Origin of the sequence: Hasllibacter sp. MH4015 (genome assembly GCF_020177575.1) — a bacterium.
In the GTDB taxonomy this organism is placed as follows: domain Bacteria; phylum Pseudomonadota; class Alphaproteobacteria; order Rhodobacterales; family Rhodobacteraceae; genus Gymnodinialimonas.
On record NZ_JAHTBK010000001.1, the window covers coordinates 740,913 to 767,713 of the forward strand.

The window sequence follows — 26,801 nt, forward strand, 5'->3', positions numbered from 1 at the left end:
GCGCGTCATGCCGCGGCCTCGTCCACCAGCGCCTGAAGAAAAACCTTTGCCGCCGGGGACAGCTGATCCGCGCCACGATGGGTTGCGCCGATGGGGCCGGAGCCGAAGGGCAATTCGAAATCCAGCGGCACCAGCATCGCCGTGCCGATGTCCAGCAAGACGCCCTGACGCGGGGCCAGCCCGATCAGCTTGCCTTGGCCCAGAAGGGCGCGGTTCGTCAGGTAGTTGACGCTCTCGACGATGACGGGGGGCTGGTATTGATCGTGCTCCACAAATGCCTCGTCGATCTGGCGGCGGAGCGTGGTCTCCGAAGGCGGGAGAATCCAGCCGAAGGGTCGCAGGTCATCGAAGCTGAGCCCGGCGCGTTGGGCCAAGGGGTGGGCGCGTCCGACCAGAAGGTGAATTTTCTCCTCCCCCAAGGCGAGTTGGTGCAGGTCGCGGCGGTGTCGATGGGTGGGCAGGCGGCCCACGACCATGTCGATCTCTCCGGTGCGCAGGCGCGGCATGAGGATCTCGTTCGTGCCCTCCACCACCTTGATCGTCACGTTCGGACGCTCCGCCAGGACACGCCCGATGGCGTGGGGGACAAGGCGCGCGGACCCGGCGACAAGCGTGCCGATCACCACACGCCCGGTGGCGCCGTCGGTGAGGTCCTTCATCTCCTGCGCCGCATTGCCCAATTGCGCGAAGATCAGCTGCGCATGGCGGATCAGCGCCCGTCCATGGGCCGTGGGAATCGCCCCGCGATTGGTGCGATCGAAAAGGCGGACATCGAAATCGGCCTCCACATCCTTGATCATCTTGGTGGCGGCGGGTTGCGAGATGTTGAGCTCCTGCGCCGCGTGAAGGATCGCCCGGTGCTTGCCCACCGCGATCAGCAGGCGAAGCTGGGTGAGTTTCAGGCGGTTGACGGCCCGGTCGAGGGATACGGGGCGCGCCATCAGGGCTTGGCCGTTGCGCTCTCAGACATATGCGAACGTTAAGCTCAAAGCCGATTGATATCCAGATCAATTATACCAACGGCGTCTTTTGCTATTTTATCTCACCCCGCCGAAATGGTTGTCTGCACGGCGGAGGGCGAGGGACAGTGACATGATCGGGCAATCCCATCCGGACCGACGCGCGGCGGCGCGCTTGCGTGGTGCGGGGTGTTTCGTGGCGGATGTGGCGCTCGACGCGCCGCTTCACCTCGCGTTCCTGCGCGCGCCGGTCGGTGCCGGTCAATTGGCCACGCTCGACATCGCCGGGGCGCTGGAGGTTCCGGGCGTGGTCGCGATCCATACCGGGGACGATGTGGCCCATCTGGGTAAGCTGAGCGTCAATCCCGTGCTGCCGATCCTGCGTGAGGCGCCCTACCCGATCCTCGCCCGTGGCCGCGTCCTGCATCTGGGGCAGCCGATTGCGGCCGTCCTGGCCGAAACCGCCCATGCCGCCCAGGACGGGGTGGAGGCGTTGTGGCCGGACATCGCCGAGGACGGTGAGGCCGAAGATGCCACGGTGGCGGAGCGGACCTGGCGTACCGGCGATTGCGTGGCGGAATTCGACCGCGCGGACCACGTGGTGGAGGTGCATGTTCAGCATCCCCGCCTCGCACCGTCCCCGATGGAGCCGCGGGCCATCGCGGTTGCGTGGGGGGAGGAGGGGCTGACGATCTGGCACTCCACCCAGACCCCGCATCGCAGCCGGTCGGAACTGGCGCGGATCATCGGGCTCGACCCCGCGCGCTTGCGGGTGATCGCGCCCGATGTGGGCGGTGCGTTCGGGATGAAAGCCTCGCTCTATCCCGAGGAGGTCTTTGCGGTCTGGGCGGCCTTGCACCATCGCCAAGCGGTGCGGTGGTGCGCCAACCGGGGGGAGGATTTACTATCGGCCACCCACGGGCGCGGCATCCGGTCTATCGGTCGGCTGGCGGTCGACAAGAACGGCATGTTCCTGGCGTTGCAGGCCGAAATTCGTGCTCCGGTCGGGCCGTGGTTGCCGAATTCCGCGCTTGTGCCGGGTTGGAACGCGGCGCGTATTCTGCCCGGCGGCTACGACGTCCCGACGCTCGACATAAGCGTTGACGTTCGCCCGGACGGCCACGGCCCGGTCGGCATCTACCGCGGGGCCGGACGCCCGGAGGCTGCGTGCCTGATGGAGCGGTTGGCGGACGCGGCGGCGCGGAAAGTGGGCCTCGACCCGCTGACGATCCGGCGGCGCAACGTCCACGCGTCCGGCGCGCTGCCCTTGCGGAACGCCACGGGGAATTATCTCGATAGCGGCGATTACCCCGCCGCCCTTGAGGCCGCGTCGGAGGCGGCGGATTACCCCGCGTTGCAGGTGCGCCGGGCAGAGGCGCGGGCGGACGGAAAGCTGTCGGGCCTCGGCCTGGCCTTCTACCTGGAGCCGTCGGGCGAGGGGTTCGAGACGGCGCGCGTCACGTGGCGGGCCGACGGTAGCGTGGAGGTGGCCAGTGGTTCGTCCAGCCAGGGCCACGGACGCGAAACCGCGTATGCCCAGATCGCGGCGGAGGTGCTGGACCTGCCATTGGATGGCATCACGGTGCGGCAGGGGGATACCGAAACCTGCCCTGCTGGGATCGGAGCCGTCGCGTCCCGCGGCACGGCCATCGGCGGCAGCGCCGTGTTCACCGCCTGTGAACGACTGCGGGCGCGGCGGCTCAAGGGTGAAACGCTGCCATTGCGCGAGGATGCCCATTACGAGAACGCGGGGCAGGCCTGGGGTTACGGCGTTTATGTCGTCGCGGTCGAGGTCGACCGGGAGACCGGGGCGGTCGAGATCACCCATGCCACCTGCGTCGACGATGCCGGGCGGCTCGTGAACCCGGCCTTTGCCGAGGGGCAGATCCGGGGCGGCTTCGCGCAGGGATTGGGCGAGGCGTTGATGGAAGAGGTCGTGTTCGATGCCGACGGCCAGTTGCTGACCGGTTCCCTCATGGATTACGCCCTGCCGCGCGCGACGGATATGCCGGATGTGGCAATCCACAGCAGCGAACATCCCACGGCGCTGAATGCCCTTGGGGCCAAAGGCGTGGGGGAGGCCGGGACGATCGGCGCGCCCGTGGCGATCCTCAACGCGGTCCTTGATGCGCTGTCGCCCCTGGGCGTGCGGGATCTGGACATGCCGCTGACACCTTGCAAGATCTGGTCCGCCATCGCGGCGGCGGAAAGGGAGACCCCATGAACTACAATCGCCTGGACGCCAAGGATTACGCGCGGGAGCATTTTCGCGGGATCTGGGCCGCCTGCTTGAATCCGTGGCGCACGGACGGCGCCTTCGACGAGGCCGGGTTCCGGTCCAACATCCGGCACTGGATCGACGATCTGTCGATTGCCGGGTTCTTCATCGCGGGCAAGCAGGGGGAATTCTTCTCCATGTCGCTGGAGGAGCGGAAGCGGAATATCGAGGTCGCGGTGGAGGAATGTGACGGGCGTGCGGGCACCATCTTCTCCGCGTCCGATCAGAATTTCGAAACGGTCGTGGAACTGGCGCAACACGCGCAGGATTGCGGGGCGGATTACGTGGTGGTTCACGCGCCGGTTCTGCACTTCGTGACGGATCAGGACGAGGTTCTGTTCAACTATTACAAGGCGATCTGCGAGCGGGTGGATATCGGCATCGCGATGTGGAGCCACCCCGACAGCGGCTACCTGATGTCCCCGCAACTTTGCGCGCGGATCGCGGAATTGCCCAATATCGTGGCGATCAAGTATTCCGTGCCGCGCCCCCTCTACGCCGAACTGACCCGGCTAGCAGGCGACAAGATCCACGTCTCCACCGCGTCCGAGGCTGAATGGCTGGACAATATCGAGGAGTTGGGGTGGATGCTCTACCTCTGCTCTTCCCCGCCGTACCAGATCCAGACCACGGCCGATCAACGGATGAACGATTATACGAAGCTGGCCTTCGAGGGGCGTTTCGACGAGGCGCGGCTGATCCGTGACAGCCTGAATCCGGTGCGCGAGGCGTTCAAACGCACCAAACCCGCGGACAAGCCGCAGGCCCACGGGAAATACTGGCAGGAGTTGCTTGGACAGGTCGGCGGGCCGGTTCGCGCGCCGATGCTGAACCTGACAGATGCGGAGAAGGCCGCGACCCGCGAGGCGTTCGAGGGCTGTGGCCTGAAGGTTTAGGCCATCAACCTGTCGCGGTTTCGGCAGAAGCTTGGCGGTGCGTCCAGCTGCGTCGCCGTCTCTTGCAGCTTCGCGCATCCGTCCGGGTTGCTGCATCCGCGGCACGCCATGACCATGGACCGGAATTGCCGGTAATTGTCCGGTGCCGTCAGGTCGAAGCCGGTCCGCTCGGCCATGCCCGCAACTAGTTCGGCGGCGTTGGTGATGCTGTTCTTGGCCATGGGATCTGCCCCTTTGGGTTCAGTGGATGGGGCGATGTTTGCCGATGGTCGGCGGGGCAACCTTGATCCAGATCAAGGAACGCGGCCTAGATCGGAAGATTTTCCCGCAGGATCAGGCTGAGCCGGGGCGGGAAGGGCGTATGGGGCAGATCGCGGGCCCGGGCGACGAGGATCGCCAGCGCCTCCCGCGCCTCGGCCCGCGCGTCCTGGTCGATCACGGCGTCGAGTGTCCCGCTGAGCAGCAGCGCGCGGTTGCTGTCCGTCACCTCATGGGCGGCGAAGACGATGTTGGCCTGCCGATCGGTCTGTTCCAGCGCCTCGGCGATGCCGGTGGTGCCGCCGCCCGCGTTGTAGATCGCCAGGAGGTCGGGGTGGTCGCGCAGAAGGGCGAGGGTCTGTTCGCGCGCGCGGTCCCGGTCCTCCCGGTTCTCGCGCAGGTCGAGGAGGGTGAGGCCGGGGTAATCCTGTGCGAGGATCTGGCGCAGCCCCATCTCCCGCTCCTGATGGCCGCGATAGGCGAGGGTGCCTGCGAAAAAGGCCACTTTTCCGGTGGGAGCGCCGCCAAGGAACCGTCCGATGACCTGACCCGCAAGGCGCCCGGCACGCTCGTTGTCGACCCCGACATAGGCCAGGCGTTCGGTCCCGGTCAGGTCGGTCGCGAGGGTCACGACGGGGATGCCGCGGTCGGTCAGCCGGGTGATGGCGTCGGCGACGCGCGGATGGTTGAACGCCACGACAATGACCCCGTCCACGTCGCGGATGCGCGTCAGGATACGCGCCTGATCCTGCGGGTCGAGGCCGGGGTGTTCGTGGAGCGTCAGGGTAACGTTCTGCTGCCCCTTGGCCTGGTTTCCGAGCGCGTGGGCGAGGTCGCGGATGAACCGGTTCGTCCCCGCCGGAAGGATCGCCGCAAGGTGAACGGGGCGGGGCGGCGTCGCCTCCTCCTCCTGCGGAAGGTAGCCGATGCGCCGCGCGGCGGCGTGGACGAGGGCACGGGTGCGCGGGGAGACGCCGTCGCGGTTGTTGAGCACGCGGTCGACCGTGGCGGTGGAGACACCGGCGGCTTCGGCGAGGTCGGGGAGGGTGGGGCGCATGGAGTATCCGTGACAGATGATGTGAAATGATGTGTTTCACGGGTGGCCAGTGATGTCAATTTTCTCTAGGTCTTGGCCTCATTCGTTGTTTGGCGGGCGTCGGATACATCATAAATCATCGAAAATGCATTGACTCTCGTCACGCGCCTCGCCACGCTTTCAGTGCGGTATTCTGGAGCGACATGGGGGGAGCATGGACGGCGGAGCGCGCGATTATTCCCTGACCGGGCCGGACGGCGCGCGGGCTGTTGAAATCGGGCTCGCCTCGGCTGAGTGGTATCACACCGATGTGCCGCGCAAGACCATGAAAGGGCTGATGAAACGCACCGACGGGCCGGCGACCCGGGACACGTTGATATGGTTGATGCTTTTGATCCTGTCCGCAGCTGGCGGCATCGCGCTTTGGGGCAGTTGGTGGGCCGTGCCGTTTTTCGCGGTCTACGGCGTGCTTTACGGATCGGCGTGTGACAGCCGGTGGCACGAATGCGGCCACGGGACCGCGTTCAAGACCCAGTGGAAGAATGATTGGGTCTACGTGCTGGCCAGTTTCATGGTGCTGCGCAATCCAACCGCGTGGCGGTGGAGCCATGCGCGTCACCACACCGACACGATCATCGTCGGTCGCGACCCCGAGATCGCGTTCATGCGTCCACCCGATATCGCGCGCAAGGCGCTGGCCTTCATCGGCATTCCGGACGTGTTCGTCCATTTCGGCATCCTGCTCCGGCAGGCCGTGTCCGGCCCCAACGCGGAGGAGGCCGATTACATCCCCACGTCGGAAGTGCCGAAGGTGAAGTTCTGGGCGCGCCTCTTCGTGGCCATCCACCTCGCTGCAGGGTTAACGGCGCTGATGACCTGGTCGATCCTGCCCCTGATGCTGATCGGCGGGCCGCGCATTTACGGGGCGTGGCACATGGTGATGGTCGGTCTGTTGCAGCACGGCGGGCTGGCGGAGGATGTGCTCGATCACCGTTTGAATTCACGCACCGTCCACATGAATCCGGTCAGCCGGTGGCTCTATTGGAACATGAATTACCACGTGGAACACCACATGTTCCCGATGGTCCCGTACCACGCGCTGCCCAAGCTGCATGAGGTCATCAAGGACGATCTGCCACCCGCGAACCCGTCCATCCCCCATGCGTATAAGGAAATGATCGCCGCCGTCCTGCGCCAGCGGACGGAGCCGAATTACTGCGCGCCGCGAAGCCTTCCCGAGGGGGCGAAACCGTTCCGCGCTGGGTTTCACGACCGAACTGCATTGCCGGAGGCAGGATAAGATGAGTGACTGGATTGATGTGTGCGCCGCCGATGAGGTCGAGGAGGAGGATGTGATCCGGTTCGACCATGGCGGGCGCACCTTCGCCGTCTACAGGGACGAGGATGGCGCCGCGTTCTGCACCGATGGGCTATGCACCCACGAACAGGTGCATCTGGCCGAAGGCCTTGTTCTTGAAGATGAAATCGAGTGCCCGAAACATAACGGACGGTTCAATTACAAGACCGGCGCGGCGCTGCGAACCCCGGCCTGCGTGGCGCTTGCGACCTATCCCGCGCGGATCGAAGGCGGTCGCATCCAGGTGCAGATTTGAGCGACCTGACCGGCAAGGTGATCCTCGTCACCGGGGCCGCGCAAGGGATCGGCGCAGCCGCCGCGCTGGCATGCGAACGGGCCGGGGCGCAGGTGATCCGGACCGACAGGACGCCGGGCGCGGACATCGTGGCGGATCTGAGCGACGCCGATGCCCCGGAGGATTTGATCGCGCAAGCTGTGGCGCGGGCCGGGCGGCTGGACGGGTTGGTCAATGCCGCCGGTCTGACCACACGGGCATCTTTCACCGATGCCGATGTGGCGCGGTTCGACGAATTGATCGCGGTGAACCTGCGCGCGCCGTTCTTCCTCATGTCCGGTCTGATCCGCCATTTGTTGGGGCGGGGCGCGGGCGGCGCGATCGTGAACATCCAATCCATGAACGCCCATTGCGGCATCGCGGAGCTTGCGGTTTACGCGGCCACGAAGGGGGGTCTCCAGACCCTGACCAAGAATGCGGCGCAGCATCACATGGCCGACAGGATCAGGGTTAACGGCATTAACCTTGGCTGGGTGGCCACGGAATCCGAACGCGCGCTGCGGGACGCGGAGAACGGCGAAGGCTGGATTGAGGCACAGGCCGCGCAGCAGCCATTGGGCCGCTTAGTCAGCGCCGAGGAATGCGCGGCGCAGGTCGTCTGGATGCTGTCGGATGCATCCGTGCCGATGTCGGGGTGTTGCATGGACCTGGAGCAATGGGTCGCGGGAGCCGCGCCGTGATGGCCCTATCCCGGCGGCGCGGTGGAGCCGCGAATGACAAGCTCCACCGGCAAAAGCTCTTCCCTTGCGGGGGCTTGCGCGCCACGCAGCCGGTCGAGAAGGCGGTTGGCCGCCGTCTGACCCAGGCGCACCCGATCTTGCCGGATCGTGGTCAGCGCGGGCACGTAGCTGCGCGCCATGTCGATGTCATCGAACCCCACGACGGAGATGTCGTCGGGCACGCGCAAACCTCCGGCGGTGAGCCCGGCGATGAGCCCGAAAGCAACCATATCGGCGGCGCAGAACACCGCACTCGGCCGATCCGCCATGGCAAGGATGCGGCTGGCGGCCTCGTGCCCCGATTGCAGGGAGAAGTCGCCGCGAATGATCCAGTCCGACCGCGCGGGAAGGCGAAGGCGCGCGCGTTCTTCGACCATGCCCTGCCTGCGCACGGCGGTCAGCACGTTGCCCTCGGGTCCTGTCACATGGGCGATCTTGCGATGCCCAAGCTCCGCAAGGTGCCGGATCGCGAGGCGCGCGCCTTCCTTGTTGTCGGATTGGATCGAGGGGAAACTTTGCCCCTCAACCCATTCACAGGCAAAGACAATCTTGCTGTCGAGGCCTTGGGCACGGCACTGGTCGAGCGCGCGGGCCGACAGGCCGCCGTCCAGGGAGATCACGCCATCGACGCGCCCTTGCGTGAAGTTGCCCGCAAGCTCCCCCTCCGACAGGGGGCTGTTTTCGGTGTCGGCGATCAGCACGGCATAGTCGCTGCCCGCGAAACCGTCCGAGATGCCGCGCAGGATCGCGGAATAGAACGGTTTTCCAAGGTTCGGGACGAGGACAAGAACCGCGCCCGCCCGCTTCATGCGCAGGTTCCGGGCGGCCTGGTTCACCCTGTATCCGGTCGCCGCGATCGCCTCCATCACCTGCGCGCGGGTGCCGTCGGACAAGAGGCCCGGATTGGACAGGGCCCGGCTGACCGTCGCGGTCGAGACGTTGGCCGCGCGGGCCACGTCCTGAATCGTTGCACTTTTGGGGGGCATGCGGCCTCCACCCTCGACGTGAATTATCGGCTTGACTCGAATCCGATCACGGTTCGAGTATGTAATCGATTTCAGTTTCCGGCCAGCGCAAATTTCCCGCGGCTGAAAACGATTACAGAGGGGGACTTAGGTGGGGCGCTTGAACGGGTCAGGATGCATCGGATGAGCGGCGCGCCACGGTTCAACGGTGCCGACGTACTGGTCGTGGGGGCCAGCCGTGGGGGGATCGGCGCGGCCATCGCGCGGGCATTCCAAGATGCGGGCGCGCGCGTGCGGATCACGGGGTTGGAGGACGCGCCCCTGGCCGACGACGCAGCGCGCTTCGACTACGTGCAGCTGGACGTCACCGACACCGACGCGGTCGCGGCTTTCGCAAAACCGGTTAACCGCCTTGACGTCTTGGTGAATTGCGCCGCCCTGACCCGCCGGGGGGAGGAGATGGATCCCGACTTCTTCGCCCATGTCGTGAACGTGAACCTGATCGGGTCGTTACGCTGCGCCGATGCCCTGAAGGATGCGTTGCGGGGCGGATCGGTGATCAACATCGCGTCGATGTACGCGCGGTTCGGATCGCCGAGAAACCCGGCCTATGGTGCGTCCAAGGCCGGGGTGGAGCAAATGACGAAATCCCTCGCGATTGCCTGGGCCGAGCGCGACATCCGGGTCAACGCCATCGCGCCGGGATTCATCGTGACGGAACAATCGGCCCGCGCGCGCCAGGACCCCGCATTCACCAAAGCCATCGAGGATCGAACGCCCATGGGGCGCTGGGGGCAGCCGGAGGATATCGTGGGCCCGGCCCTGTTCCTTGCCAGCGACGACGCGCGGTTCATCACCGGGGCAACGATCCCGGTCGACGGGGGATATTCTGTTGTTTGAGAGGGGCTTATGAGCGGTTTTTCATCCTTGAATGCCGCTGTGATCGGCACCGGTTTCATCGGCACCGTCCATGTTCAGGCCCTTCGTCGGCTGGGCGTTCAGGTGCGCGGTGTGCTCGGGTCGTCGGCGGAGCGGGGCGCGGCCCGCGCGGCGGAGATCGGCGTGCCGAAAGCCTACCGCGACCTCGATGATCTGCTTGGCGACGGCGATGTCGACGTGGTCCATGTCACGTCCCCGAACCACGCCCATTATGCCCAAGTGAAGGCCATCTTGAAGGCCGGCAAGCACGTGATTTGCGAAAAGCCGCTCGCGATGACCAGCGCCGAGAGTGCCGAGATGGTGGAGATCGCCAAGGCGTCGGGCAAGGTGGCGGCGGTGTGCTACAACATCCGCTTCTATCCGCTCAACCAGCAAGCGCATGGAATGGTTAAGGACGGTCATCTTGGGGACATCCGCTTCGTGACCGGGCACTACCATCAGGATTGGCTTGCCAAGGACGACGATTGGAACTGGCGGCTGGTGGCGGAAGAGGGCGGTGCGCTGCGGTCGGTGGGCGATATCGGCACGCATTGGGTCGATCTGACGAGCTTCGTAGCCGGGCTGAAAGCGGACGCGGTGATGGCGGAACTGGCGACGTTCATCCCCGAACGGAAACGTCCAACCGGACCGGTCGAGACATTCGGGCGCGCGTCGGGCGCAGCGGAAACCGTTGAAATCACCACCGACGACGCGGCGATGATCATGGTCCGTTATCCCGGCGGCGCACGCGGTGTGATGAGCACGAGCCAAGTCAATATGGGCCGGAAAAACTCACTGCAATGGGACATCGCGGGGCAGACGGCCAGCGCGGCCTGGGACAGTGAGACGCCGGATCACCTGTTTGTCGGGCATCGTGACCGACCCAACGAGATCCTGATGCGCGACTTCACCTTGATGAACGAGACCGGAACCCGCGCCGCGACGTTGCCACCGGGCCACGTCGAAGGCTTCGCGGACAGTTTTTTCAACTTTTTCAGGGCAGTATACACGGACGTTCACAGCGGCGCACGGCAGGACGACAGTACGTGGGCAACGTTTGAGGATGGCCATTACGAGATGCTGTTTTGCGACGCCGTGATCCTGTCGGCGCGCGAAGGTCGCTGGGTAAGTTTGGACGAGATCGGGGGATCGGCATGAAACTTGGACTTTTGACGGCGCCGTTCGAGGACAGCGCGCTGATGGATGTGGCGGCATGGGCCGGGTCGAACGGATTTTCGGCATTCGAAGTTGCGTGCTGGCCTGACAGCGGCGGAGAGAAGCGTCGCTACGCGGGGACGTCGCACATCAACGTCGACGGGCTGAGCGCGGGTGCAGGCCAAGATATCATCGGGGGCCTTCGGGAACACGGGATCGAGGTCAGCGGTCTTGGTTATTACCCAAACCCGCTGCACGCCGATGCGAGCCACCGGGAGGAGGTGATCGGCCACCTGATGAAGGTCATCACCGCCGCCAGCACGATGGGGGTTAACGTCGTTAACACATTCGTGGGCGGGGACCGTAGCCTCAACGTCGATGAGAACTGGGCTCGCGCGGTTGAAATCTTCAATCCCATCGTCGCCCATGCACAGGCGTCCGGCGTGCGGTTTTGCTTCGAAAATTGCCCGATGATCTTCAGCTACGACGAATGGCCGGGCGGTCATAATATCGCCTACAGCCCAAAGATCTGGCGGCGCATTTTCGAGCAATGGGGCGACGCGGTCGGCATGAATTTCGACCCCAGCCACCTGATCTGGCAATTCATCGACCAGACGCGGTTCATCAAGGAATTCGGGCCCCACATGGCCCATGTCCACGCCAAGGACGTGATGGTGGACCGCGACGGGCTCTACGAGAACGGGGTCATGTCGACGGGCATGGGCTGGCAGGTGCCGCGCCTGTGCGGATTGGGCGATGTGGATTGGTCGGATTTCTTCAGCGGTCTTTATCGGGCCGGATATGACGGGCCCATCATCATCGAACACGAGGATCGCCTGTTTGAGGGCACCGACGAAAAGATCAAGCGCGGCTTCCTTTTGGCCCGCGATGTCTTGCAACCATACATCAAGTAGAGGGTGCCAAGCCCCTGAAACTAAATACCAAATCCCATGGGAGGAAAGACTATGAAAAGACTTCTGACAAGTGCCGCCGTGATGGCCATGCTGGCCCCCGGCGCCGTGTTCGCGGACGGGCATTCGCCCTATACGATCGGCGTGTCGAACACGGTTCAGGGCAACGGGTGGCGTGAGCAGATGATCTGCGCCATGCGCGCGCAGGCGGCCGCCGAAGAGGACGTGGCCGAATTGATCGTGGCGCACCGCAACACCGATGCCGCCGGTCAGCTGGAAGACCTCAATAACCTGATCGAGGCGGGCGTGGACGCGATCGTACTGAACCCCGCGAACCCCGACGCGCTGAACTCCGCGCTCGACGCGGCTATCGAGGCGGGCATCGTCGTCGTCGCCGTGGATGCCGGTGTGACGGCGGAAGGGGCCTATATTCTGTCCAACAACCAGGAAGAATATGCCTATCTCGGTGCGCGCTGGCTGTTCGAACAGCTCGGCGGTGAAGGTGACGTCGTCTACATGCGCGGGATCGCGGGTGTGTCCGCCGATACGGACCGCGACAACGGGTTCCAGCGCGCCCTGGCGGAGTACCCGAACATTAACGTCGTTCACGAAGTCTTCACCGGCTGGCAGCAGGACCAGGGCAAGCAGCAGATGTTCGATTTCCTTGCCACGGGCATTCCGTTTGACGGTGTCTGGACGAGCGGAATCGACAACGTGATCGTGGATGCTTTCGTGGAATCCGGCGCGCCGCTGGTGCCGATCGTGGGTGCGGACAATGCGGGCTTCGTGCAGTACCTGGCCGAAACCGAAGGCTTGCAGGGCGCCGCCGTGACCAACCCCGGCTCCGTCGGCGGGGCGGGCATCGCGCTGGCCGTGGACATCCTGAACGGCGGAGCGCCGGAGGAGACGACGGTCCTGGTCGATCCGGTCCTTTGGGAGAACACCACCGCAGAGGGGCAAGAGATCATCGCAGGCGCGTTGAACCCGAACCTCGATCCGGAATGGCCCGTCTCCGTCTCCATCCCCGGATGGACGGATTACTCCATGGAGGAAATCATCGCCTGCGAAGGCTGATGTAACCCCTCCGCCCCCTGCGTGCTTGCGGGGGGCGGATACCAACGCTCTCACAAAACACCAGAGGCACAATGGCCGAGAATACGGGGCAGAGCCTCCTTGATGCGAGTGGCATCGCCAAGAGCTTCGGGGCCGTCCGGGCGTTGAGCGATGCGAGCCTGCATGTCGCGCGCGGCGAGGTCGTGGCCCTGATGGGGGCCAACGGGGCGGGCAAGTCGACGTTTGTGAAGATCATCACCGGCGCGCTCAAGCCCGACCAGGGGGAGGTGCTGATCCGCGGGCAGCGCGCCTTTGTGGGCAGTCCCGCGCAGGCCCGGCGCTCGGGCCTTGTCCCGGTCTATCAGGAACCCTCGCTGATCCCTGATCTGGACGTGTCCGACAACCTGCGCCTGGGTGACACGCCGGTGGAGTCATTTCTTAACTGGGTTAACGAATTGGGGATCGAGGGGCTGCGACTGGATCACATGATCGCCGATCTGCCACTTGCGACGCTGCGCATCCTCGATCTGGCGCGTGCGCTGGCCGCGGAACCCAATGTCCTGTTGCTCGATGAGATGACGGCGGCGCTTCCCACCGACCTGGTGGAGCGGGTGCTGAAGGTCGTGCGCGGGCAGGCCGATGAGGGGCGGGGCGTGATCTATATCTCGCACCGTTTCACGGAAATATCCGAGCTTTGCGACAGCGCCACCGTGCTGCGCGACGGGCGAACGGTCGGCGACGTGAGGATCGAGCCGGGCGTGGAGGAGCGTGTGGTGGAAATGATGCTGGGCGCGAAGCTGGACCTCGGGGACCGCGCGGCGACGGTGCAGGCCGCCACCCAAGGTACGCCCCGACTGCGCGTGCGCCAGATGGCGGTCGCACCCAAGGTCACGGACGTCACCTTCGATCTGTACCGGGGCGAGGTCCTTGGCGTCGTGGCGCTGGAGGGGCAGGGGCAGGACGAGGTGTTCGACGTGCTGGCCGGCTTTTGCAAGGCCAGCGGCGGCACGGTCGAGGTTGATGGCAAGCGGATCAACTTCGCCCATCCCGCCGATGCAATTGTCGCGGGCCTGACGCTTGTACCGGGCGACCGGGCCGAGGCGCTTTTGCGCGAACGCTCGGTACGGGAAAACATCGCGTTGCCGTTTTCGGCGCGGGTGCGGGATTGGGGGCCGCTCAAGGGCAAGCGGGAAGCCGCGCGCGTCGATCACGCGATCGAAAAGTTGCAGATCGACACGCGCGCCCAGGGCGAAGTGCAGCGCCTGTCGGGCGGCAACCAGCAGAAGGTCACGATTGGCCGCTGGCTCGCCCACGGGGTCGAAACCCTGCTTCTGTTTGATCCGACCCGCGGCATCGACGTCCGCACCAAGCGGCAGATCTACCCGTTGGTCCGCGAATTGGCGGAGCAGGGGGCGGCGATCCTGTTCTACACCTCGGAACTGGAGGAGGTGCGCTTGGCCTGCGACCGGGCCGTGGTGATCTTCAATGGCCGCGTGGTGGATGTGATCGACGCCGCCGATGCCGATGAACAGACGCTGATGCGCGCGGCCTACGGGCTGACCGAGAAGAAAGTCGCATCATGAACGCGGTGCGCAAGAATGCCTGGGTGCTGGGGTTGCTGGTGCTTTTGGTCGTGCTGCTGGGCGTCACCAAGCTGATCCAGCCGAGTTTCGGCGCGACCGGCCTTGAAAGCCTCGCCCGCGCGGCGCTGCCCTTCGCGTTCGCCACGGCGGGCATGGCGATCGTGGTGATCGTGGGCGGCATCGACCTCAGCATCGCGTCGATCATGGCGGTGTGCGGCGTGACGGCGGCGGTATTGATGCAAAGCATGGGCGCGGTACCGGCGGTAGTGATCACGCTGGCGCTTGGTGGAGTGATGGGGGCGATCAATGGCGGGCTGATCGTGGTGACGAAAGTGCCCGACATCGTGGTGACGCTGGCGATGCTGTTCGTGTGGGAGGGCGTGGCGCTCCTGATCCTCGAAAGTCCAGGCGGAACGGTGGCACCGGGCCTGCGCAGCCTGATCAACGGTTCGCTTGTTCCCTTCGTCCCGAACGCCCTTCTTGTGATCGTGATCGCCATTGCGATCGTCTGGGTGCCCGTGCGCCGCTCGAAACTGGGCCTGTCGATCTATGCCGTCGGCTCGGATGAGCTGGCCGCCTTCCGCTCCGGTGTCTCGGTCGGTTGGACCAAGGTGGCGGCATACGCCTTAGCGGGGGTTCTGGCGGGTATGGGTGGCCTCAGCCTCATCATGCTGACCGGGATCGGAGAGCCGGTGCCGGGCCCCTACCTCTTGGCCTCAGTCGCGGCGGTTGTCCTCGGCGGCGTGGTCCTCGGTGGCGGGCGCGGGGGCCTGCTTGGCCCGATCATCGCGGTCTTCATCCTGCGCATCATCCGCACCATTCTGACGCTCGCTAACGTGGACCCGAATGTAACCACCATCGTGGAGGGCGTCGTGATGGTCGCCGTGGTGATGCTGGGCGCGGTTCTGACCTACAGGGGGACCCGAACATGAGCGAGACGCGCATCCACGCGGAAGCCGCCGAGGAACGCGGCCTCGTCCGCTTTGGCCGGTTCCTGCGCGACAACCCGGTGATCCCGCTGATCTTCTTCCTGATCCTTCTGATCGTGGCACATTTCTACGTCGTCATGCCACTCAGAACCGGCAGGACGGGCGTGTTGTCCGCCTTCTGGGTCAACAACCTGATCAAGTTCGCGATACCGCTCGCGATGCTGGCGGCGTGCCAGGTCCTGACGATGCTGACGGCGGGCATCGACCTGTCGGCGGGGATCGTTGCGACGATTGCGGCCTTCGTCTGCGCAACGCTCGCACCGCTTATCGGCGTTCCGGGGGCGGTGGCCGTCGCGATGCTTTGCGGCCTGGCGGTGGGGTTGCTGAACGGCTTCGGCGTGGGCGTGGTGCGGGTGCACCCGCTGATCATGACGCTTGGCACAGGCCTGATCGCGACGGGTTGCTTGCAGGTCTACCAACGTTTCGTGATCTCGACCGGAACGCTGGTCCCGGATTTCCTTGTCTGGCTTGGCACGGGCCGTACGGCGGGGTTGCCCAACGGCCTGTTCCTGTTCGTGCCGTTCGCCCTTTTCGTGTTGTGGCTGATGCGCTTCACCGGGTTCGGCCGACTTCTCTTCGCGCTCGGCTCGAACGAGAATGCGGCGAAGCTGAGCGGGGTGAAAAGCTGGCAGGTGTTCCTGGCGCTCTATGCCTTGTCTGGGCTGATCGCGTCCCTGGCCGGTCTGCTCTACCTTGGCATGATCCGGACGCCGTCCCTGCAACTGGCCAATCCGCTTCTCCTGCCGTCCGTTGCCGCGGCGGTGATTGGCGGTACGTCGATCTTCGGCGGGCGCGGCAGCTTCGCGGGGGCCATCGTGGGCGCGCTGATCCTACGGGTCATCGATACGATGCTGACGTTGTTGCAGATGCCGGAAGGCGCGCGGATCGCGCTCTTCGGCTTGATAATCTTGCTGGTGACGGCGCTTTATGTGCGGATCACGGGGAGTAGATGACATGACCTATCGCGTTGTCGGGATCAGCTTCGATCACATGCATATGGGCGACCTTCTGCGGATGGTGGACGCGCATCCGGAGGCACAGATCGCGGGCCTGTTCGACCCGGACCGGGCAAAGATGCAAGGTGCCATCGACACCTTCAAGGTGCCCGATGACCGGGTGTTCACCGATTTCGACGCCTGCATGGAGGCGGGTCCCTACGATCTTGCCATCCTGTGCTGTGCCACGGCGGACCACGCGGACATGACCGAACGCCTCGCCCCCCACGGCGTCCATATCCATGTCGAAAAACCTTTTGCCGCAAGCGCCGACGATGCGCGGCGGATGATGCGGGCGATGGAGGGGACGGGGAAGATCATGGCGATCAACTGGCCACTGGCTTGGGTCGAGTCGCACCTGACCGCCAAGCGCCTGATTGATGAGGGGATGATCGGGGAATTGCGCGAGGTGCATTTCTACGACGGCAATCGCGGTCCGCTCTACCACCTCGCCGACAAGGTGGAGGTCAGCCCGGAGGAGGTGGAGCGCCAGAAGCCGGACAGCTGGTGGTACAAGCGAGCCTCGGGCGGGGGCAGCTTGCTTGACTACATGGGCTACGGTGCGACGCTTGGGACGTGGTACATGGGCGGCGAAGCTCCGCTGGAAGTCACCTGCACCGTGGATGAAACGCCGGGGATCGAGGTCGATCAACACGCCATCGCCGTGGTGCGCTACGCCAAGGGCCTGAGCAAGATGGAGACGCGCTGGGGCACCTTCACCGATCCCTGGACGACACAACCACAACCGACCTGCGGGTTCGTCATCGTGGGAAGCGACGGCACCATCGCCAGCCCGGATTACGCGCAATCCGTCACCGTGCAGACCCGCGCCCGGCCGGAGCGGCACGAGATCGCCGTTGATCCCTTGCCCGAGGGGCGCGGAAATCCGATCGAGTATATCCTTGGCTGTATCGCAGACGGGCGCGCGCCGGAAGGCCCGCTGGACCCTGCACTTTGCCTGATCGCGCAGCGGATCGTGGACACCGCAGCCCTATCGGCGCGCGAGAAACGCACGATGGAGCTTCTGCCATGACCGAAGACGCAACCAGGGACGCGGGCGACAGTGACACCTACGCCCTCAAGGCCGCCGATCTGCCCCGGATCGCGGCACCTGACGTGGCCTATCGCCCGCCGATGCCGAAGACGTACCGGCCCCGGATCGGGGTGATCGGGACGGGCGGCATCTCGGGCTCTCACCTCGATGCCTATCGCAAGGCCGGGTGGGAGGTCGGCGCGCTGTGGAATCGCACGCGCGCCAAGGCCGAGCAGAAGGCCGCGGAATACTGCCCCGACGCGCGGGTGGAGGAGGAGTGGCAAGCCATCTTGTCGAACCCGGATATCGACGTGGTCGATGTGACGTTGCACCCCGAACACCGGGTGGAGATCATGGCCGCGGCCATCGACGCCGGAAAGCACGTGCTGAGCCAGAAGCCCTTCGTCACCGACCTTGATGTCGGGATCAAGCTGGTGGAGAAGGCGCAGGACAAGGGGGTGAAACTTGCCGTGAACCAGAACGCACGCTGGGCGCCCTATTTCGCCTATATGCGCGAGGCGGCGAAGGCGGGGCATATCGGCGATATTCTCAGCGTTCATCTGGCGATCCACTGGACCCACGGTTGGACGGCCGGCACCCCTTTCGATGAGATCGAGGATCTGATCCTTTACGATTTCGGGGTGCATTGGTTCGACTTCGTGAATTCCCTGCTCGGCGACCGGGTTGAGGCCGTATTCGCAAACGCAACCCACGCGGCGGGGCAGGCCAACAAGGTGCCGCTGCTGGCGCAGGCCATGGTCCGGGTGGACGGGGGGCAGGCCTCGCTCGTTTTCGACGGCGGCATTCCGCACGGGCCGCGCGACACGACCTTCGTGGGCGGGACGGCGGGCAGCCTGGTCTCCGACGGTCCCGACCTGAGCCAGCAGCGTGTGACCCTGACGACGCCCGAGGGCATCGCGACGCCGGAGCTGGAGGGGCAATGGTTCAATGACGGGTTCGCCGGAACGATGGGTGAATTGCTCTGCGCGATCGAGGAGGATCGGGAGCCGTCCAATGGCGCGGCGGAAAACCTGCGCTCTCTTGCCATGGCCTTCGCGGCCGTCCGCTCCCGCATCCTGGGCCGCGAGGTCGAGATCGGGGAGGCGCGGCGGCTGGAAAGCTGAAGGCACGCCGATGGGGAGGGCGATGCAGTGAAAGTTCTTATCGTGGGTCTGGGCAATATGGGCCGCAGCCATGCACTCGCGCACCATGCCGCGGACGGGGTCGAGATCGTGGGCCTCGTCAACCGATCACCCGTCGACTTGCCGGACGCGCTCGCGGAATATCCCCAGCTTCGGTCCTTTGAGGAGGGGATGGCGCTTGCCCCGGATCTGGTCGTGATCGCCACCTACTCCGACAGCCACGCCGACCTGGCCGTGGCAGCGTTGGAGGCGGGCGCCCATGTCTTTGTCGAGAAACCCCTTGCGACGAACGTGGCTGATGCGACGCGCGTGGTGGATTGTGCCAGGCGCACCGGGCGGAAACTCTGCGTCGGGTATATTCTGCGCCATCACCCAAGCTGGCAGCGCCTGATCGCGGAGGCGCGCGCACTGGGCGGGCCTTATGTCTTCCGCATGAACCTCAACCAGCAATCGACCGGCGCGGAATGGGCCACACACAAGGCGCTGATGGAGACGACGTCCCCCATCGTGGATTGCGGGGTTCATTACGTCGATGTCTGGTGCCAGATCACCGATGCGCGCCCCGTCGCGGTCCACGGGATGGGGGTACGCCTGTCCGAGGAGGTGGCGGAGGACATGTACAATTACGGGCAGTTCCAGGTGATCTTCGACGACGGCTCCGCCGGGTGGTACGAGGCCGGGTGGGGGCCGATGATGAGCGAGACCGCGTTCTTCGTGAAGGACGTGGTGAGCCGGAACGGGTCGGTGTCGATTACCGATGCGGACATAGGCGACCGAGGCGACAGCGCAGATATCGACGGACATACGAAAGTGGGCGGTTTGCTGGTGCATCGACCGGACGGCGACCGGTTGATCGCGCTCGACGATGAGCCGGGGCACCAGGAATTGTGCGACGCAGAGCAGGCTTTCATGCGCCGTGCGATTTTGGAGGATCTGGACCTGACGCGGCACATGGACGATGCCGTGCGGTCCCTGGCGATCTGCCTGGCCGCCGATGAAAGCGTGCGGACCGGGCGGCGCGTGGATTTGTGAGGGGCCGGTGGGCCCGCCCACCCACCCCTTTTGGGGGGCCAGCCCCCCGTCCTTGCGGACTCCCCCCCGAGGTATTTTTGAAGCAAAGAGGGGCGGGGGGGCGTGAGGATCCTGCCCTCACGGCGCGGCGGCGGTCACTTCGATTTCGACCAGGAATTCGGGCCGCGTGAAGCCCGACACGATGACGAGGGTGGAGGCGGGGAGGCGGTCAACCGTCGCAAGCCATGCATCGCGGGCTTCCATGTAGCCTGCCATATGGGCGCGATCGGTGACGAAGGCGTTGATGCGGATCACATCGCCCGGACCCATCCCGGCCTCGGCCAGGATGGCGGCACAATTGGCAAAGCACAGCTGCGCCTGCGCTTTCGCGCCCTCCGGAACCGTTCCGTCCGCTGCCAAGGGCAATTGCCCGGATGTGACCGCCAACCGGTATCCGGCAGGCACTTCGACGCCGTGGGCATAGCGCGCGAAGGGCGCGGCGATGGAGGGGGGAGAGAGAACGCGCATGGGGCAGGCCTTTTCGGGGTCGCGCCATTGAACCCCACACGGGCGGATGGCGCAAATCTTGCCTTGGAATGCGCCTGTAACCTGCTACGGTTTTGAGCAGGGCGCGCGAATGTCGCCTAAGAAACAGGCAGGGACCTGGCTGCACAGGACGGCGCCTGCCATCGGCTTGAAGCCGAAGACGCGGACCCGTTCAGTCGGTTCTGCGATGGCGAAACAGGGGGTTTTGATGACCAAACGACTTTCCACGAGCGCGGGCCTGATGGCCGCGACGATTCTGGCCGCCGGACCGGCGCTGGCCGATGGCCATTTGACATCCGTCTCCTTCGGGACGAACTGGGTGGCGCAGGCCGAACATGGCGGCTTCTACCAATCGGTCGCCGACGGCACCTATGCCGAATGCGGGCTGGACGTGACGATCGTTCCGGGTGGACCGCAGGTGAACAACCAGGCGCTGCTGCTGGCGGGTCGGATCGACTTCTACATGGGCGGGACGCTCGACGTGCTGTTCGGCGTGGCGGAGGGGCTGCCGCTCGTCAACGTCATGGCCTCGTTCCAGAAGGACCCGCAGGTGATCCTGACCCATCCGGGCCGCGTCTCCTCCTTCGCGGAGCTGACGGACCTGACGATGATCGTGCAGGACGGCGCGCCGTATTACGAGTGGATGAAATCGGCCTATGGGTTCACCGATGACCAGCGCCAGACCTACACGTTCAACTCCGCCCCGTTCCTGGTGAACGAGGATGCGGCGCAGCAGGGATATCTGTCCTCCGAGCCCTTCGCGATCGAGCGGGAGACCGGGTGGGCCCCCGACGTCTACCTGATCGCGGATGCCGGGTTCGGAGCCTATTCCACGACGGTCCAGACCCTTGCGGACACGATCGAGGAGCGGCCAGACGTGGTGGAATGCTTCGTCAACGGATCAATCCTCGGTTGGGCCAATTACATGTATGGCGACCGGGCGGCGGCCAATGAGCTGATCATGGCGGACAATCCCGACATGACCCAGGAGGCCATCGACTTCGCCGTGGCCGCGATGCTGGATAACGGCATCGTCGATTCCGGTGATACGACGGAGCTGGGCATCGGTGCGATGACCGATGAGCGGATGGCGGACTTCTACGCCACGATGGTCGAAGCGGGTGTGGTGCCGGAAGGCCTCGATATCTCGGGCGCCTATACGACCCAATTCGTCAATCAGGGCCTCGGCAACGATATTCGTCCCTGAGGACCGTACCTGACCCCGACCGCGCGCGGCATCCATCGCGCGCGGCATCCCCCTGAAACGCCCCCGGACCTTGTCCCCGCCCGTGACCGCGCCAGCCCCCATCGCCGACACACCAGAGACGATCCTGCGCATGACGGAGGTCGACAAGACCTTCACGGGCAATGTCGTGGCGCTGCGCCAGATGTCGATGGAGGTGCACCAGGGGGATTTCATTTCCTTGCTTGGCCCATCGGGCTGCGGGAAATCGACGGCGCTGCGTCTGATCGCCGGCCTGATGCGCCCGACCACGGGGCTGATCAATTGGGTGGGGGACACGGATGGCGAGGATCTCGGCGTCGTCTTCCAGGAACCGACCCTGATGCCCTGGGCGACGGTGGAAAAGAACGTCTGGCTGCCGTTCCGCCTGCGTGGCAAATCCTTCACGTCTTGCCGGGACCAGATTTACGAGGCGTTGGAGCTGGTGGGCCTGAAAGGGTTCGAGAAACGCTACCCGAGGGAGCTGTCGGGCGGTATGAAGATGCGCGTGTCCATCGCCCGGGCACTGGTGACCAATCCACGGCTGATCCTGATGGATGAGCCCTTCGCCGCGTTGGATGAGATCACGCGCCAGAAGTTGAACGACGATCTGCTGTCGCTCAAGGCCAAGACCAACGCGACGGTGATTTTCGTCACCCATTCGGTGTTCGAGAGCGTGTTCCTGTCCAACCGCATCCTTGTCATGGCCGCGCGCCCCGGTCGGGTCGTGACGGAATTGCAGGTCCCCGAAGGCTATCCCCGCGGCGCGGATTGGCGCAATTCGCACGCCTATGTCGACATGGCGCAAAAGACATCCGAGGCGTTGCAGGCGACCCTGCACCCGGAAAGTGAGGCGGTTTGACATGGCAGTGATCGACGGACCCCGCACCGGCCAATCCCCCGCCGCGCCCCTCATCGACCCCGAGGAGGAGCGGATCGCGCGCCGCCAGCGGAACGAGGCGATTGCGCGTTGGGTCATTCCCTTCGTCGTCATGGCGCTTGCGATCTTCATCTGGCACCGGGTGGTGACGGTCAACGAGATCCCCCATTACGTGCTGCCCGGCCCGGGATTGGTGCTGGAGACGCTCTGGACCGACCGAGAGATCCTGTTCTCCGCGCTGCTGGTCACGCTCAAGATCACGGCTTTGGCGCTTCTGGTGGCGGTGATCGGGGGCGTCGGCCTTGCCATCCTCTTCGCGCAATCGAAATTCGCGGAAATGTCGTTTTCGCCGTTCGCGGTGATCTTACAGGTCACGCCCATCGTCTCCATCGCGCCGCTGATCTTCATCTATATCGAGAACCGTCTGGTGGGCCTTCTGCTCTGTGCCTGGATCGTGGCGTTCTTCCCGGTGCTGGCAAACACGACGCTGGGGCTGAAATCGGCGGATCACAATCTGCGGGACCTCTTCAGCATCTATCGCGCAAGCCGGTGGCAAAGGTTGATCCACCTGCAACTGCCCTCCGCGTTGCCGTATTTCCTGGGCGGTCTGAAAATCGCCGGGGGCCTGGCGCTGATCGGGGCGGTGGTGGCGGAATATGTCGCGGGCTCGGGCGGGATGGCCTCGGGCCTTGCCTTCCGCATTCTTGAGGCCGGGTATCGCCTGAACATCCCGCGCATGTTCGCGGCCCTCATCCTGATCGCGGCGACCGGGGTGGTGATCTATGCCGCGACGTCCCTGACGGCCCATCTGGCTTTGCGCAAATGGCACGAATCTGCCTTGAAACGGGAGTAGGATTTGGACTTCAAGGCTCTGCCCACTGGCGATGTGCGACTTGAGAATGTGACGATACCGGGCTGCCTTGTGGGACAGTCGGGGCTGGTGAAAACGGACCTATCCGTGGTGGGCGGCAAGCTCGCGGCATCGGGCGGACAGGCCGTCGATATGGGTGGCGCGATGGTTTTTCCCTGCTTCGTCGACATGCACACCCATCTGGACAAGGGCCATATCTGGCCCCGCTCCCCCAATCCCGATGGCACGTTCGACGGCGCGCTGGAAACGGTGCGCGACGACAAACCCGGCAAATGGGACGCGCGCGATCTGCCGCCCCGGATGACGTTCAGCCTGCGCTGCGCTTATGCCCATGGCACCCGCGCGATCCGCACCCATCTCGATTATTTCGGGGAGACGGATGACGCGCGGATCAGTTGGGATGTCTTCGCGGAATTGCGCGACGCATGGGCGGGACGGATCGCGCTCCAGGCGTCGGTTCTGACCGGCATCGACATGGCGCAGGACGTCGGCGCGGTTGCGGTCTGCGCCGATTTGGTGGCCGCCCATGACGGGGTGCTCGGGGCCGTGACCTATCCCGAACCGGACCTGCGCGATTGGTTGAAGACCTATTTCGCGGCGGCGATGGACCGGGGCATGGACCTTGATTTCCACGTGGATGAGACGATGGACCCGAGCGTCAATACGCTTCGCGACATCGCGGAGATCGCGCTGGAGATGGGGTTTGAGGGCAAGATCACCGTGGGGCATCTCTGTTCGCTATCGGTGATGGAAGACGCCGTCGCGGACGCGACCATGGACCTTGTGGCGCGCGCGGGCCTGCATGTCGTCAGCCTGCCGATGTGCAACCTCTACCTTCAGGATCGCCATGGCGGGTGCACCCCGCGCGGGCGGGGCATCACGCTGGTCCATGAGATGAAGGCGCGTGGTATCAACGTCTCCTTCGCCTCCGACAACACGCGTGATCCGTTCTACGCCTACGGCGACATGGACATGGTGGAGGTGATGCGGGAAGCCACGCGGATCGGCCATCTGGACCATTCTGCCGACGACTGGACCCATGCGTTTCTGGGCAACCCGGCGCAGGCTTGCGGGTTTGAAGCGCCCGCGCTCAGCCCCGGCGCGCCCGCTGATCTGGTGATTTGCCGCGCGCGCGAATGGACGGAGCTTTTCGCGCGCCCGCAATCCGACCGGATCGTGATGCGGGATGGCAAGGCCATCGACCGCTCCTTGCCCGATTACGCCGAACTCGACTTTCTGATGGAGGCTCCATGAATATCCAGGCCGCAATCGACACGCTTGAAGCCAAGGGGATCGAGGTCGATCTCAACCCCGCATCCGTCAAATCCAAGTCGCGCGATTTCTTCTGGTACTCGCCGGTCCTCAAGGACCGGCTGGACCACGTGACCGCCGATTTCGTTGCTACCCCCAAGGATGAGGGGGAGGTCATCACGATCCTCGCCACCTGTTTCGCCCACGATGTCCCTGTCACGACGCGGGGCACCGGCACCGGCAATTACGGGCAGGCCATGCCACTTGCGGGCGGCTGTGTCCTGCACCTGCACAAGATGGATGCGGTCAAGGACATCCAGCCCGGGCGCGTGGTGGTGGAGCCGGGATGCCTGTTGAAGGATTTGGACGCGGCAGCCAATGAGACCGGCCAGGAAATCCGCATGTTTTCCAGCACATGGGCCACGGCGACGATCGGCGGGTTCATCGCCGGCGGCTCCGGTGGCGTCGGGTCGGTCCATTGGGGCGCGCTGCGCGACGTGGGCAACATCATCCGCCTGCGCGTCGTCACGATGGAGGAAAGCCCCCGCGTGATGGAGATCACGGGCGAGGATCTGCACCGCGTCTCCCATGCCTATGGCACCAATGGGATCATAACGGAAATCGAGATCCCGCTGGCCCCGGCCTACGACTGGGTGGGCCTGTTCGTAGCCTTCGACACGTTTGACGAGGCGCTGCACTATTCCTATGACCTTGCGTCCTGTGACGGCCTGCTCCTCAAGCTCGTCACCGCATTCGAGAATCCAATCGCCAAGGCCTATTTCCAGCGCGTCGCCCCCCATGTGGAGGAGAGCGATGCCCTCGTCGCCCTGATGGTCGCCCCCCATTCCATGCCGGGGTGGGAGACGTTTACGAACGCCTACAACGCGCGGGTGATCTATCGCTCCGACGACAACGATTGGCCCAAGACGCCGGGCCATGTGTTCGAATACGGCTGGAACCACACGACCCTCCGGGCGCTCAAGGTCGACCCGTCGATCACCTATCTGCAGATCGCCTATGGCACCGACGATCCGGTGGCCCTCGCGTTGAAGATGCGCGACAAGCTCAGCCCGGAATGCCTGCAACATATCGAGGTGATGCGGATGGGCGGCAAGGTGTCCATGGCTGGTCTGACCCTCGTGAAATTCTCCACCGAAGCGCGCCTGGACGAGATCGTGGCGGCCCACGAGGCGGAAGGCGCGATGAATTTCAACCCCCACCGCTACACGTTGGAGGAAGGCGGGCGGCAGGCAGTCGATGAACGCCAGCTCGAGTTCAAGCGAGAGGCCGACCCCAAGGGCCTTCTCAATCCCGGCAAGATGATCGGATGGCACGACCCCGATTGGGGATACGACAAGATGTACGCCTGGACCGGCCTGCAACCGAAAGCGGCGGCGGAGTGACAGACCTGTACGCGGTCACGGTCCCGGTACTGCGTCACTACCTCGGGCGATTGCGCGCATTGGTGCAGGGGCAGGCCGACGGGGTGCTTGACCGCAAGCTGGCGGCGGGCGGGTTCTCAGGGTCGGAACACTTCCAATGCGCGATCGGATTTTCCCTGCGCGCCACGCTGCCCGTGCTGGGGCAGGAGGTGGTGGATTTGCCCGATGGCGCCCTGACCGGCGCGGCGCTCAGTGAGCAGGCAAAGATGGCGGATGGCGTGCTTGCGGGCATCGACCCCGCCACGTTCAGCGCGCGCAGCAGTGTGACGATCCGGCACGAAGCGGGGCAACATTGGATCACGCAAGACGCGGTCGATTACGTCACGCGCTTCGCCTTGCCGAACTTCTTCTTCCACCTCAGCCTTGGCTACGCGACGTTGCGCATGGCCGGTGCGCCCGTGGGCAAGGCGGATTTCGATGGCCTTCACCGTTACGCGGCGGGGTTTGAATTCTGATGCCGCGCGCCTTGGTCATTTACGCCCACCCGGTGCCGGAAAGCTTCAACGCGGCGATCCATGGCACGGTGACAGCAACCCTGCGTGCGCAGGGATGGGAGGTGGATGATTGCGACCTCTACGCCGAAAAATTCGACCCCGTCCTGTCGATGGAAGAGCGGCGTAATTACCACGACACGTCCATCAACACCGCGCCGGTGCAGGGCTACGTGGACCGGGTCCGCGCCGCCGATGCGCTCGTGTTCTGCTTCCCGGTGTGGAATTTCGGCTTCCCCGCGATCCTCAAGGGCTGGTTCGACCGGGTGCTTCTGCCCGGCGTCCTTTTCACCATTGAGGACGGAAAACTGAACATGTGCCTCGACAACATCCGCAAAGTTGCGGCAGTTACGACATATGGAGCGACGCCGATGCGGGCCTTCCTGGCTGGGGACCCGCCGCGAAAGCTCATCAAACGGGTGGTCCTGGGGTCCATCAGACCGGCAAAAGTCCGGTACATCGCCCAGTATGACATGAACAACATCACGCCTGACGGGCGTGACGTGTTCCTGTCCCGTGTGAGAAAGGAAATGGAGGCATTCTGA

27 protein-coding genes are annotated in these 26,801 nt (G+C 64.8%); 22 read left to right on the forward strand and 5 right to left on the reverse strand.

Annotated features, from left to right (window positions below):
• Nucleotides 1-5 precede the first annotated feature (5 nt).
• Nucleotides 6-941, reverse strand: a complete 936-nt coding sequence (locus tag KUW62_RS04030; RefSeq protein WP_224814229.1) for a LysR family transcriptional regulator — start codon at nucleotides 939-941, stop codon at nucleotides 6-8.
• Nucleotides 942-1,092: 151 nt separating this feature from the next.
• On the opposite strand from KUW62_RS04030, the gene KUW62_RS04035 reads away from it, so the two are divergent.
• Together KUW62_RS04035 and KUW62_RS04040 are read left to right on the forward strand one after the other, a co-directional pair.
• Nucleotides 1,093-3,183, forward strand: a complete 2,091-nt coding sequence (locus tag KUW62_RS04035; RefSeq protein ID WP_224814230.1) for a xanthine dehydrogenase family protein molybdopterin-binding subunit — start codon at nucleotides 1,093-1,095, stop codon at nucleotides 3,181-3,183.
• A complete protein-coding gene (locus tag KUW62_RS04040; RefSeq protein ID WP_224814231.1) occupies nucleotides 3,180-4,133 on the forward strand; it encodes a dihydrodipicolinate synthase family protein in 954 nt (317 codons plus the stop codon). The genes KUW62_RS04035 and KUW62_RS04040 overlap by 4 nt, the downstream gene beginning before the upstream one ends.
• On the opposite strand, the gene KUW62_RS04045 is transcribed toward KUW62_RS04040, so the two are convergent.
• Together KUW62_RS04045 and KUW62_RS04050 are read right to left on the reverse strand one after the other, a co-directional pair.
• On the reverse strand, nucleotides 4,130-4,354 hold the full coding sequence (locus tag KUW62_RS04045) for a DUF6455 family protein (RefSeq protein ID WP_224814232.1): 225 nt from the start codon (nucleotides 4,352-4,354) through the stop codon (nucleotides 4,130-4,132). The genes KUW62_RS04040 and KUW62_RS04045 overlap by 4 nt on opposite strands.
• A gap of 86 nt (nucleotides 4,355-4,440) precedes the next feature.
• The gene (locus KUW62_RS04050; protein WP_224814233.1) at nucleotides 4,441-5,448 is read right to left on the reverse strand and encodes a LacI family DNA-binding transcriptional regulator; all 1,008 of its coding nucleotides are present in this window, start codon (nucleotides 5,446-5,448) and stop codon (nucleotides 4,441-4,443) included.
• Between the two features lie 193 nt (nucleotides 5,449-5,641).
• Here KUW62_RS04050 and KUW62_RS04055 point away from each other — a divergent pair, with 193 nt between their 5' ends.
• The 3 genes from KUW62_RS04055 to KUW62_RS04065 are packed head-to-tail and all read left to right on the forward strand — an operon-like array spanning nucleotide 5,642 to nucleotide 7,759.
• Nucleotides 5,642-6,727, forward strand: a complete 1,086-nt coding sequence (locus KUW62_RS04055; RefSeq protein WP_224814234.1) for a fatty acid desaturase family protein — start codon at nucleotides 5,642-5,644, stop codon at nucleotides 6,725-6,727.
• Between the two features lies 1 nt (nucleotide 6,728).
• Nucleotides 6,729-7,040, forward strand: a complete 312-nt coding sequence (locus KUW62_RS04060) for a MocE family 2Fe-2S type ferredoxin (protein WP_224814235.1) — start codon at nucleotides 6,729-6,731, stop codon at nucleotides 7,038-7,040.
• Complete coding sequence (locus tag KUW62_RS04065; protein WP_224814236.1) at nucleotides 7,037-7,759, forward strand: oxidoreductase; 723 nt, start codon at nucleotides 7,037-7,039, stop codon at nucleotides 7,757-7,759. Before KUW62_RS04060 ends, KUW62_RS04065 begins: the two co-directional genes overlap by 4 nt.
• Before the next feature lie 5 nt (nucleotides 7,760-7,764).
• On the opposite strand, the gene KUW62_RS04070 is transcribed toward KUW62_RS04065, so the two are convergent.
• Complete coding sequence (locus KUW62_RS04070; RefSeq protein WP_224814237.1) at nucleotides 7,765-8,784, reverse strand: LacI family DNA-binding transcriptional regulator; 1,020 nt, start codon at nucleotides 8,782-8,784, stop codon at nucleotides 7,765-7,767.
• A gap of 162 nt (nucleotides 8,785-8,946) precedes the next feature.
• Here KUW62_RS04070 and KUW62_RS04075 point away from each other — a divergent pair, with 162 nt between their 5' ends.
• The 10 genes from KUW62_RS04075 (at nucleotide 8,947) to KUW62_RS04120 (ending at nucleotide 19,574) form a co-directional block, all read left to right on the forward strand.
• The gene (locus KUW62_RS04075) at nucleotides 8,947-9,663 is read left to right on the forward strand and encodes an SDR family NAD(P)-dependent oxidoreductase (RefSeq protein ID WP_224814238.1); all 717 of its coding nucleotides are present in this window, start codon (nucleotides 8,947-8,949) and stop codon (nucleotides 9,661-9,663) included.
• Between the two features lie 27 nt (nucleotides 9,664-9,690).
• Nucleotides 9,691-10,839, forward strand: a complete 1,149-nt coding sequence (locus KUW62_RS04080; protein WP_224814239.1) for a Gfo/Idh/MocA family protein — start codon at nucleotides 9,691-9,693, stop codon at nucleotides 10,837-10,839.
• On the forward strand, nucleotides 10,836-11,750 hold the full coding sequence (locus tag KUW62_RS04085) for a sugar phosphate isomerase/epimerase (RefSeq protein WP_224814240.1): 915 nt from the start codon (nucleotides 10,836-10,838) through the stop codon (nucleotides 11,748-11,750). The genes KUW62_RS04080 and KUW62_RS04085 overlap by 4 nt, the downstream gene beginning before the upstream one ends.
• A 51-nt stretch (nucleotides 11,751-11,801) precedes the next feature.
• Nucleotides 11,802-12,821, forward strand: a complete 1,020-nt coding sequence (locus KUW62_RS04090; protein WP_224814241.1) for an ABC transporter substrate-binding protein — start codon at nucleotides 11,802-11,804, stop codon at nucleotides 12,819-12,821.
• A gap of 71 nt (nucleotides 12,822-12,892) precedes the next feature.
• On the forward strand, nucleotides 12,893-14,383 hold the full coding sequence (locus KUW62_RS04095; protein ID WP_224814242.1) for a sugar ABC transporter ATP-binding protein: 1,491 nt from the start codon (nucleotides 12,893-12,895) through the stop codon (nucleotides 14,381-14,383).
• Nucleotides 14,380-15,315, forward strand: a complete 936-nt coding sequence (locus KUW62_RS04100) for an ABC transporter permease (RefSeq protein WP_224814243.1) — start codon at nucleotides 14,380-14,382, stop codon at nucleotides 15,313-15,315. The genes KUW62_RS04095 and KUW62_RS04100 overlap by 4 nt, the downstream gene beginning before the upstream one ends.
• On the forward strand, nucleotides 15,312-16,325 hold the full coding sequence (locus KUW62_RS04105; protein WP_224814244.1) for an ABC transporter permease: 1,014 nt from the start codon (nucleotides 15,312-15,314) through the stop codon (nucleotides 16,323-16,325). The genes KUW62_RS04100 and KUW62_RS04105 overlap by 4 nt, the downstream gene beginning before the upstream one ends.
• A 1-nt stretch (nucleotide 16,326) precedes the next feature.
• A complete protein-coding gene (locus tag KUW62_RS04110; RefSeq protein WP_224814245.1) occupies nucleotides 16,327-17,400 on the forward strand; it encodes a Gfo/Idh/MocA family protein in 1,074 nt (357 codons plus the stop codon).
• Complete coding sequence (locus tag KUW62_RS04115; protein WP_224814246.1) at nucleotides 17,397-18,524, forward strand: Gfo/Idh/MocA family protein; 1,128 nt, start codon at nucleotides 17,397-17,399, stop codon at nucleotides 18,522-18,524. Before KUW62_RS04110 ends, KUW62_RS04115 begins: the two co-directional genes overlap by 4 nt.
• A 27-nt stretch (nucleotides 18,525-18,551) precedes the next feature.
• A complete protein-coding gene (locus tag KUW62_RS04120) occupies nucleotides 18,552-19,574 on the forward strand; it encodes a Gfo/Idh/MocA family protein (protein ID WP_224814247.1) in 1,023 nt (340 codons plus the stop codon).
• A 117-nt stretch (nucleotides 19,575-19,691) separates the two neighbouring features.
• Here the strand turns inward: KUW62_RS04120 and KUW62_RS04125 are convergent, their stop codons facing one another.
• The gene (locus KUW62_RS04125; RefSeq protein ID WP_224814248.1) at nucleotides 19,692-20,081 is read right to left on the reverse strand and encodes a RidA family protein; all 390 of its coding nucleotides are present in this window, start codon (nucleotides 20,079-20,081) and stop codon (nucleotides 19,692-19,694) included.
• Between the two features lie 226 nt (nucleotides 20,082-20,307).
• On the opposite strand from KUW62_RS04125, the gene KUW62_RS04130 reads away from it, so the two are divergent.
• From KUW62_RS04130 to KUW62_RS04160, 7 genes are all read left to right on the forward strand, one after another.
• Nucleotides 20,308-21,306, forward strand: coding sequence for an ABC transporter substrate-binding protein (locus tag KUW62_RS04130; RefSeq protein WP_224814249.1), 999 nt, complete (start codon nucleotides 20,308-20,310; stop codon nucleotides 21,304-21,306).
• Nucleotides 21,307-21,388: 82 nt separating this feature from the next.
• Entirely contained in the window at nucleotides 21,389-22,183 is a 795-nt protein-coding gene (locus tag KUW62_RS04135) for an ABC transporter ATP-binding protein (protein ID WP_224814250.1), read from the forward strand.
• A 1-nt stretch (nucleotide 22,184) separates the two neighbouring features.
• Entirely contained in the window at nucleotides 22,185-23,054 is an 870-nt protein-coding gene (locus KUW62_RS04140; RefSeq protein WP_224814251.1) for an ABC transporter permease, read from the forward strand.
• 3 nt (nucleotides 23,055-23,057) lie between these two features.
• Nucleotides 23,058-24,326: a cytosine deaminase gene (locus tag KUW62_RS04145; protein WP_224814252.1), complete on the forward strand. Its 1,269-nt coding sequence runs from the start codon at nucleotides 23,058-23,060 to the stop codon at nucleotides 24,324-24,326.
• Nucleotides 24,323-25,726: an FAD-binding oxidoreductase gene (locus tag KUW62_RS04150; protein WP_224814253.1), complete on the forward strand. Its 1,404-nt coding sequence runs from the start codon at nucleotides 24,323-24,325 to the stop codon at nucleotides 25,724-25,726. The genes KUW62_RS04145 and KUW62_RS04150 overlap by 4 nt, the downstream gene beginning before the upstream one ends.
• Entirely contained in the window at nucleotides 25,723-26,220 is a 498-nt protein-coding gene (locus tag KUW62_RS04155) for a DUF1993 family protein (RefSeq protein WP_224814254.1), read from the forward strand. The genes KUW62_RS04150 and KUW62_RS04155 overlap by 4 nt, the downstream gene beginning before the upstream one ends.
• Nucleotides 26,220-26,801, forward strand: a complete 582-nt coding sequence (locus KUW62_RS04160) for an NAD(P)H-dependent oxidoreductase (RefSeq protein ID WP_224814255.1) — start codon at nucleotides 26,220-26,222, stop codon at nucleotides 26,799-26,801. The genes KUW62_RS04155 and KUW62_RS04160 overlap by 1 nt, the downstream gene beginning before the upstream one ends.

Excerpts from the sequence above, each read along its gene's own strand:
- KUW62_RS04030 (WP_224814229.1), bottom strand. The coding sequence starts at position 941 with ATGGCGCGCCCCGTATCCCTCGACCGGGCCGTCAACCGCCTGAAACTC.
- KUW62_RS04035 (WP_224814230.1), top strand. The coding sequence starts at position 1,093 with ATGATCGGGCAATCCCATCCGGACCGACGCGCGGCGGCGCGCTTGCGT.
- KUW62_RS04040 (WP_224814231.1), top strand. The coding sequence starts at position 3,180 with ATGAACTACAATCGCCTGGACGCCAAGGATTACGCGCGGGAGCATTTT.
- KUW62_RS04045 (WP_224814232.1), bottom strand. The coding sequence starts at position 4,354 with ATGGCCAAGAACAGCATCACCAACGCCGCCGAACTAGTTGCGGGCATG.
- KUW62_RS04050 (WP_224814233.1), bottom strand. The coding sequence starts at position 5,448 with ATGCGCCCCACCCTCCCCGACCTCGCCGAAGCCGCCGGTGTCTCCACC.
- KUW62_RS04055 (WP_224814234.1), top strand. The coding sequence starts at position 5,642 with ATGGACGGCGGAGCGCGCGATTATTCCCTGACCGGGCCGGACGGCGCG.
- KUW62_RS04060 (WP_224814235.1), top strand. The coding sequence starts at position 6,729 with ATGAGTGACTGGATTGATGTGTGCGCCGCCGATGAGGTCGAGGAGGAG.
- KUW62_RS04070 (WP_224814237.1), bottom strand. The coding sequence starts at position 8,784 with ATGCCCCCCAAAAGTGCAACGATTCAGGACGTGGCCCGCGCGGCCAAC.
- KUW62_RS04075 (WP_224814238.1), top strand. The coding sequence starts at position 8,947 with ATGAGCGGCGCGCCACGGTTCAACGGTGCCGACGTACTGGTCGTGGGG.
- KUW62_RS04085 (WP_224814240.1), top strand. The coding sequence starts at position 10,836 with ATGAAACTTGGACTTTTGACGGCGCCGTTCGAGGACAGCGCGCTGATG.
- KUW62_RS04090 (WP_224814241.1), top strand. The coding sequence starts at position 11,802 with ATGAAAAGACTTCTGACAAGTGCCGCCGTGATGGCCATGCTGGCCCCC.
- KUW62_RS04095 (WP_224814242.1), top strand. The coding sequence starts at position 12,893 with ATGGCCGAGAATACGGGGCAGAGCCTCCTTGATGCGAGTGGCATCGCC.
- KUW62_RS04100 (WP_224814243.1), top strand. The coding sequence starts at position 14,380 with ATGAACGCGGTGCGCAAGAATGCCTGGGTGCTGGGGTTGCTGGTGCTT.
- KUW62_RS04105 (WP_224814244.1), top strand. The coding sequence starts at position 15,312 with ATGAGCGAGACGCGCATCCACGCGGAAGCCGCCGAGGAACGCGGCCTC.
- KUW62_RS04110 (WP_224814245.1), top strand. The coding sequence starts at position 16,327 with ATGACCTATCGCGTTGTCGGGATCAGCTTCGATCACATGCATATGGGC.
- KUW62_RS04115 (WP_224814246.1), top strand. The coding sequence starts at position 17,397 with ATGACCGAAGACGCAACCAGGGACGCGGGCGACAGTGACACCTACGCC.
- KUW62_RS04125 (WP_224814248.1), bottom strand. The coding sequence starts at position 20,081 with ATGCGCGTTCTCTCTCCCCCCTCCATCGCCGCGCCCTTCGCGCGCTAT.
- KUW62_RS04130 (WP_224814249.1), top strand. The coding sequence starts at position 20,308 with ATGACCAAACGACTTTCCACGAGCGCGGGCCTGATGGCCGCGACGATT.
- KUW62_RS04140 (WP_224814251.1), top strand. The coding sequence starts at position 22,185 with ATGGCAGTGATCGACGGACCCCGCACCGGCCAATCCCCCGCCGCGCCC.
- KUW62_RS04150 (WP_224814253.1), top strand. The coding sequence starts at position 24,323 with ATGAATATCCAGGCCGCAATCGACACGCTTGAAGCCAAGGGGATCGAG.
- KUW62_RS04160 (WP_224814255.1), top strand. The coding sequence starts at position 26,220 with ATGCCGCGCGCCTTGGTCATTTACGCCCACCCGGTGCCGGAAAGCTTC.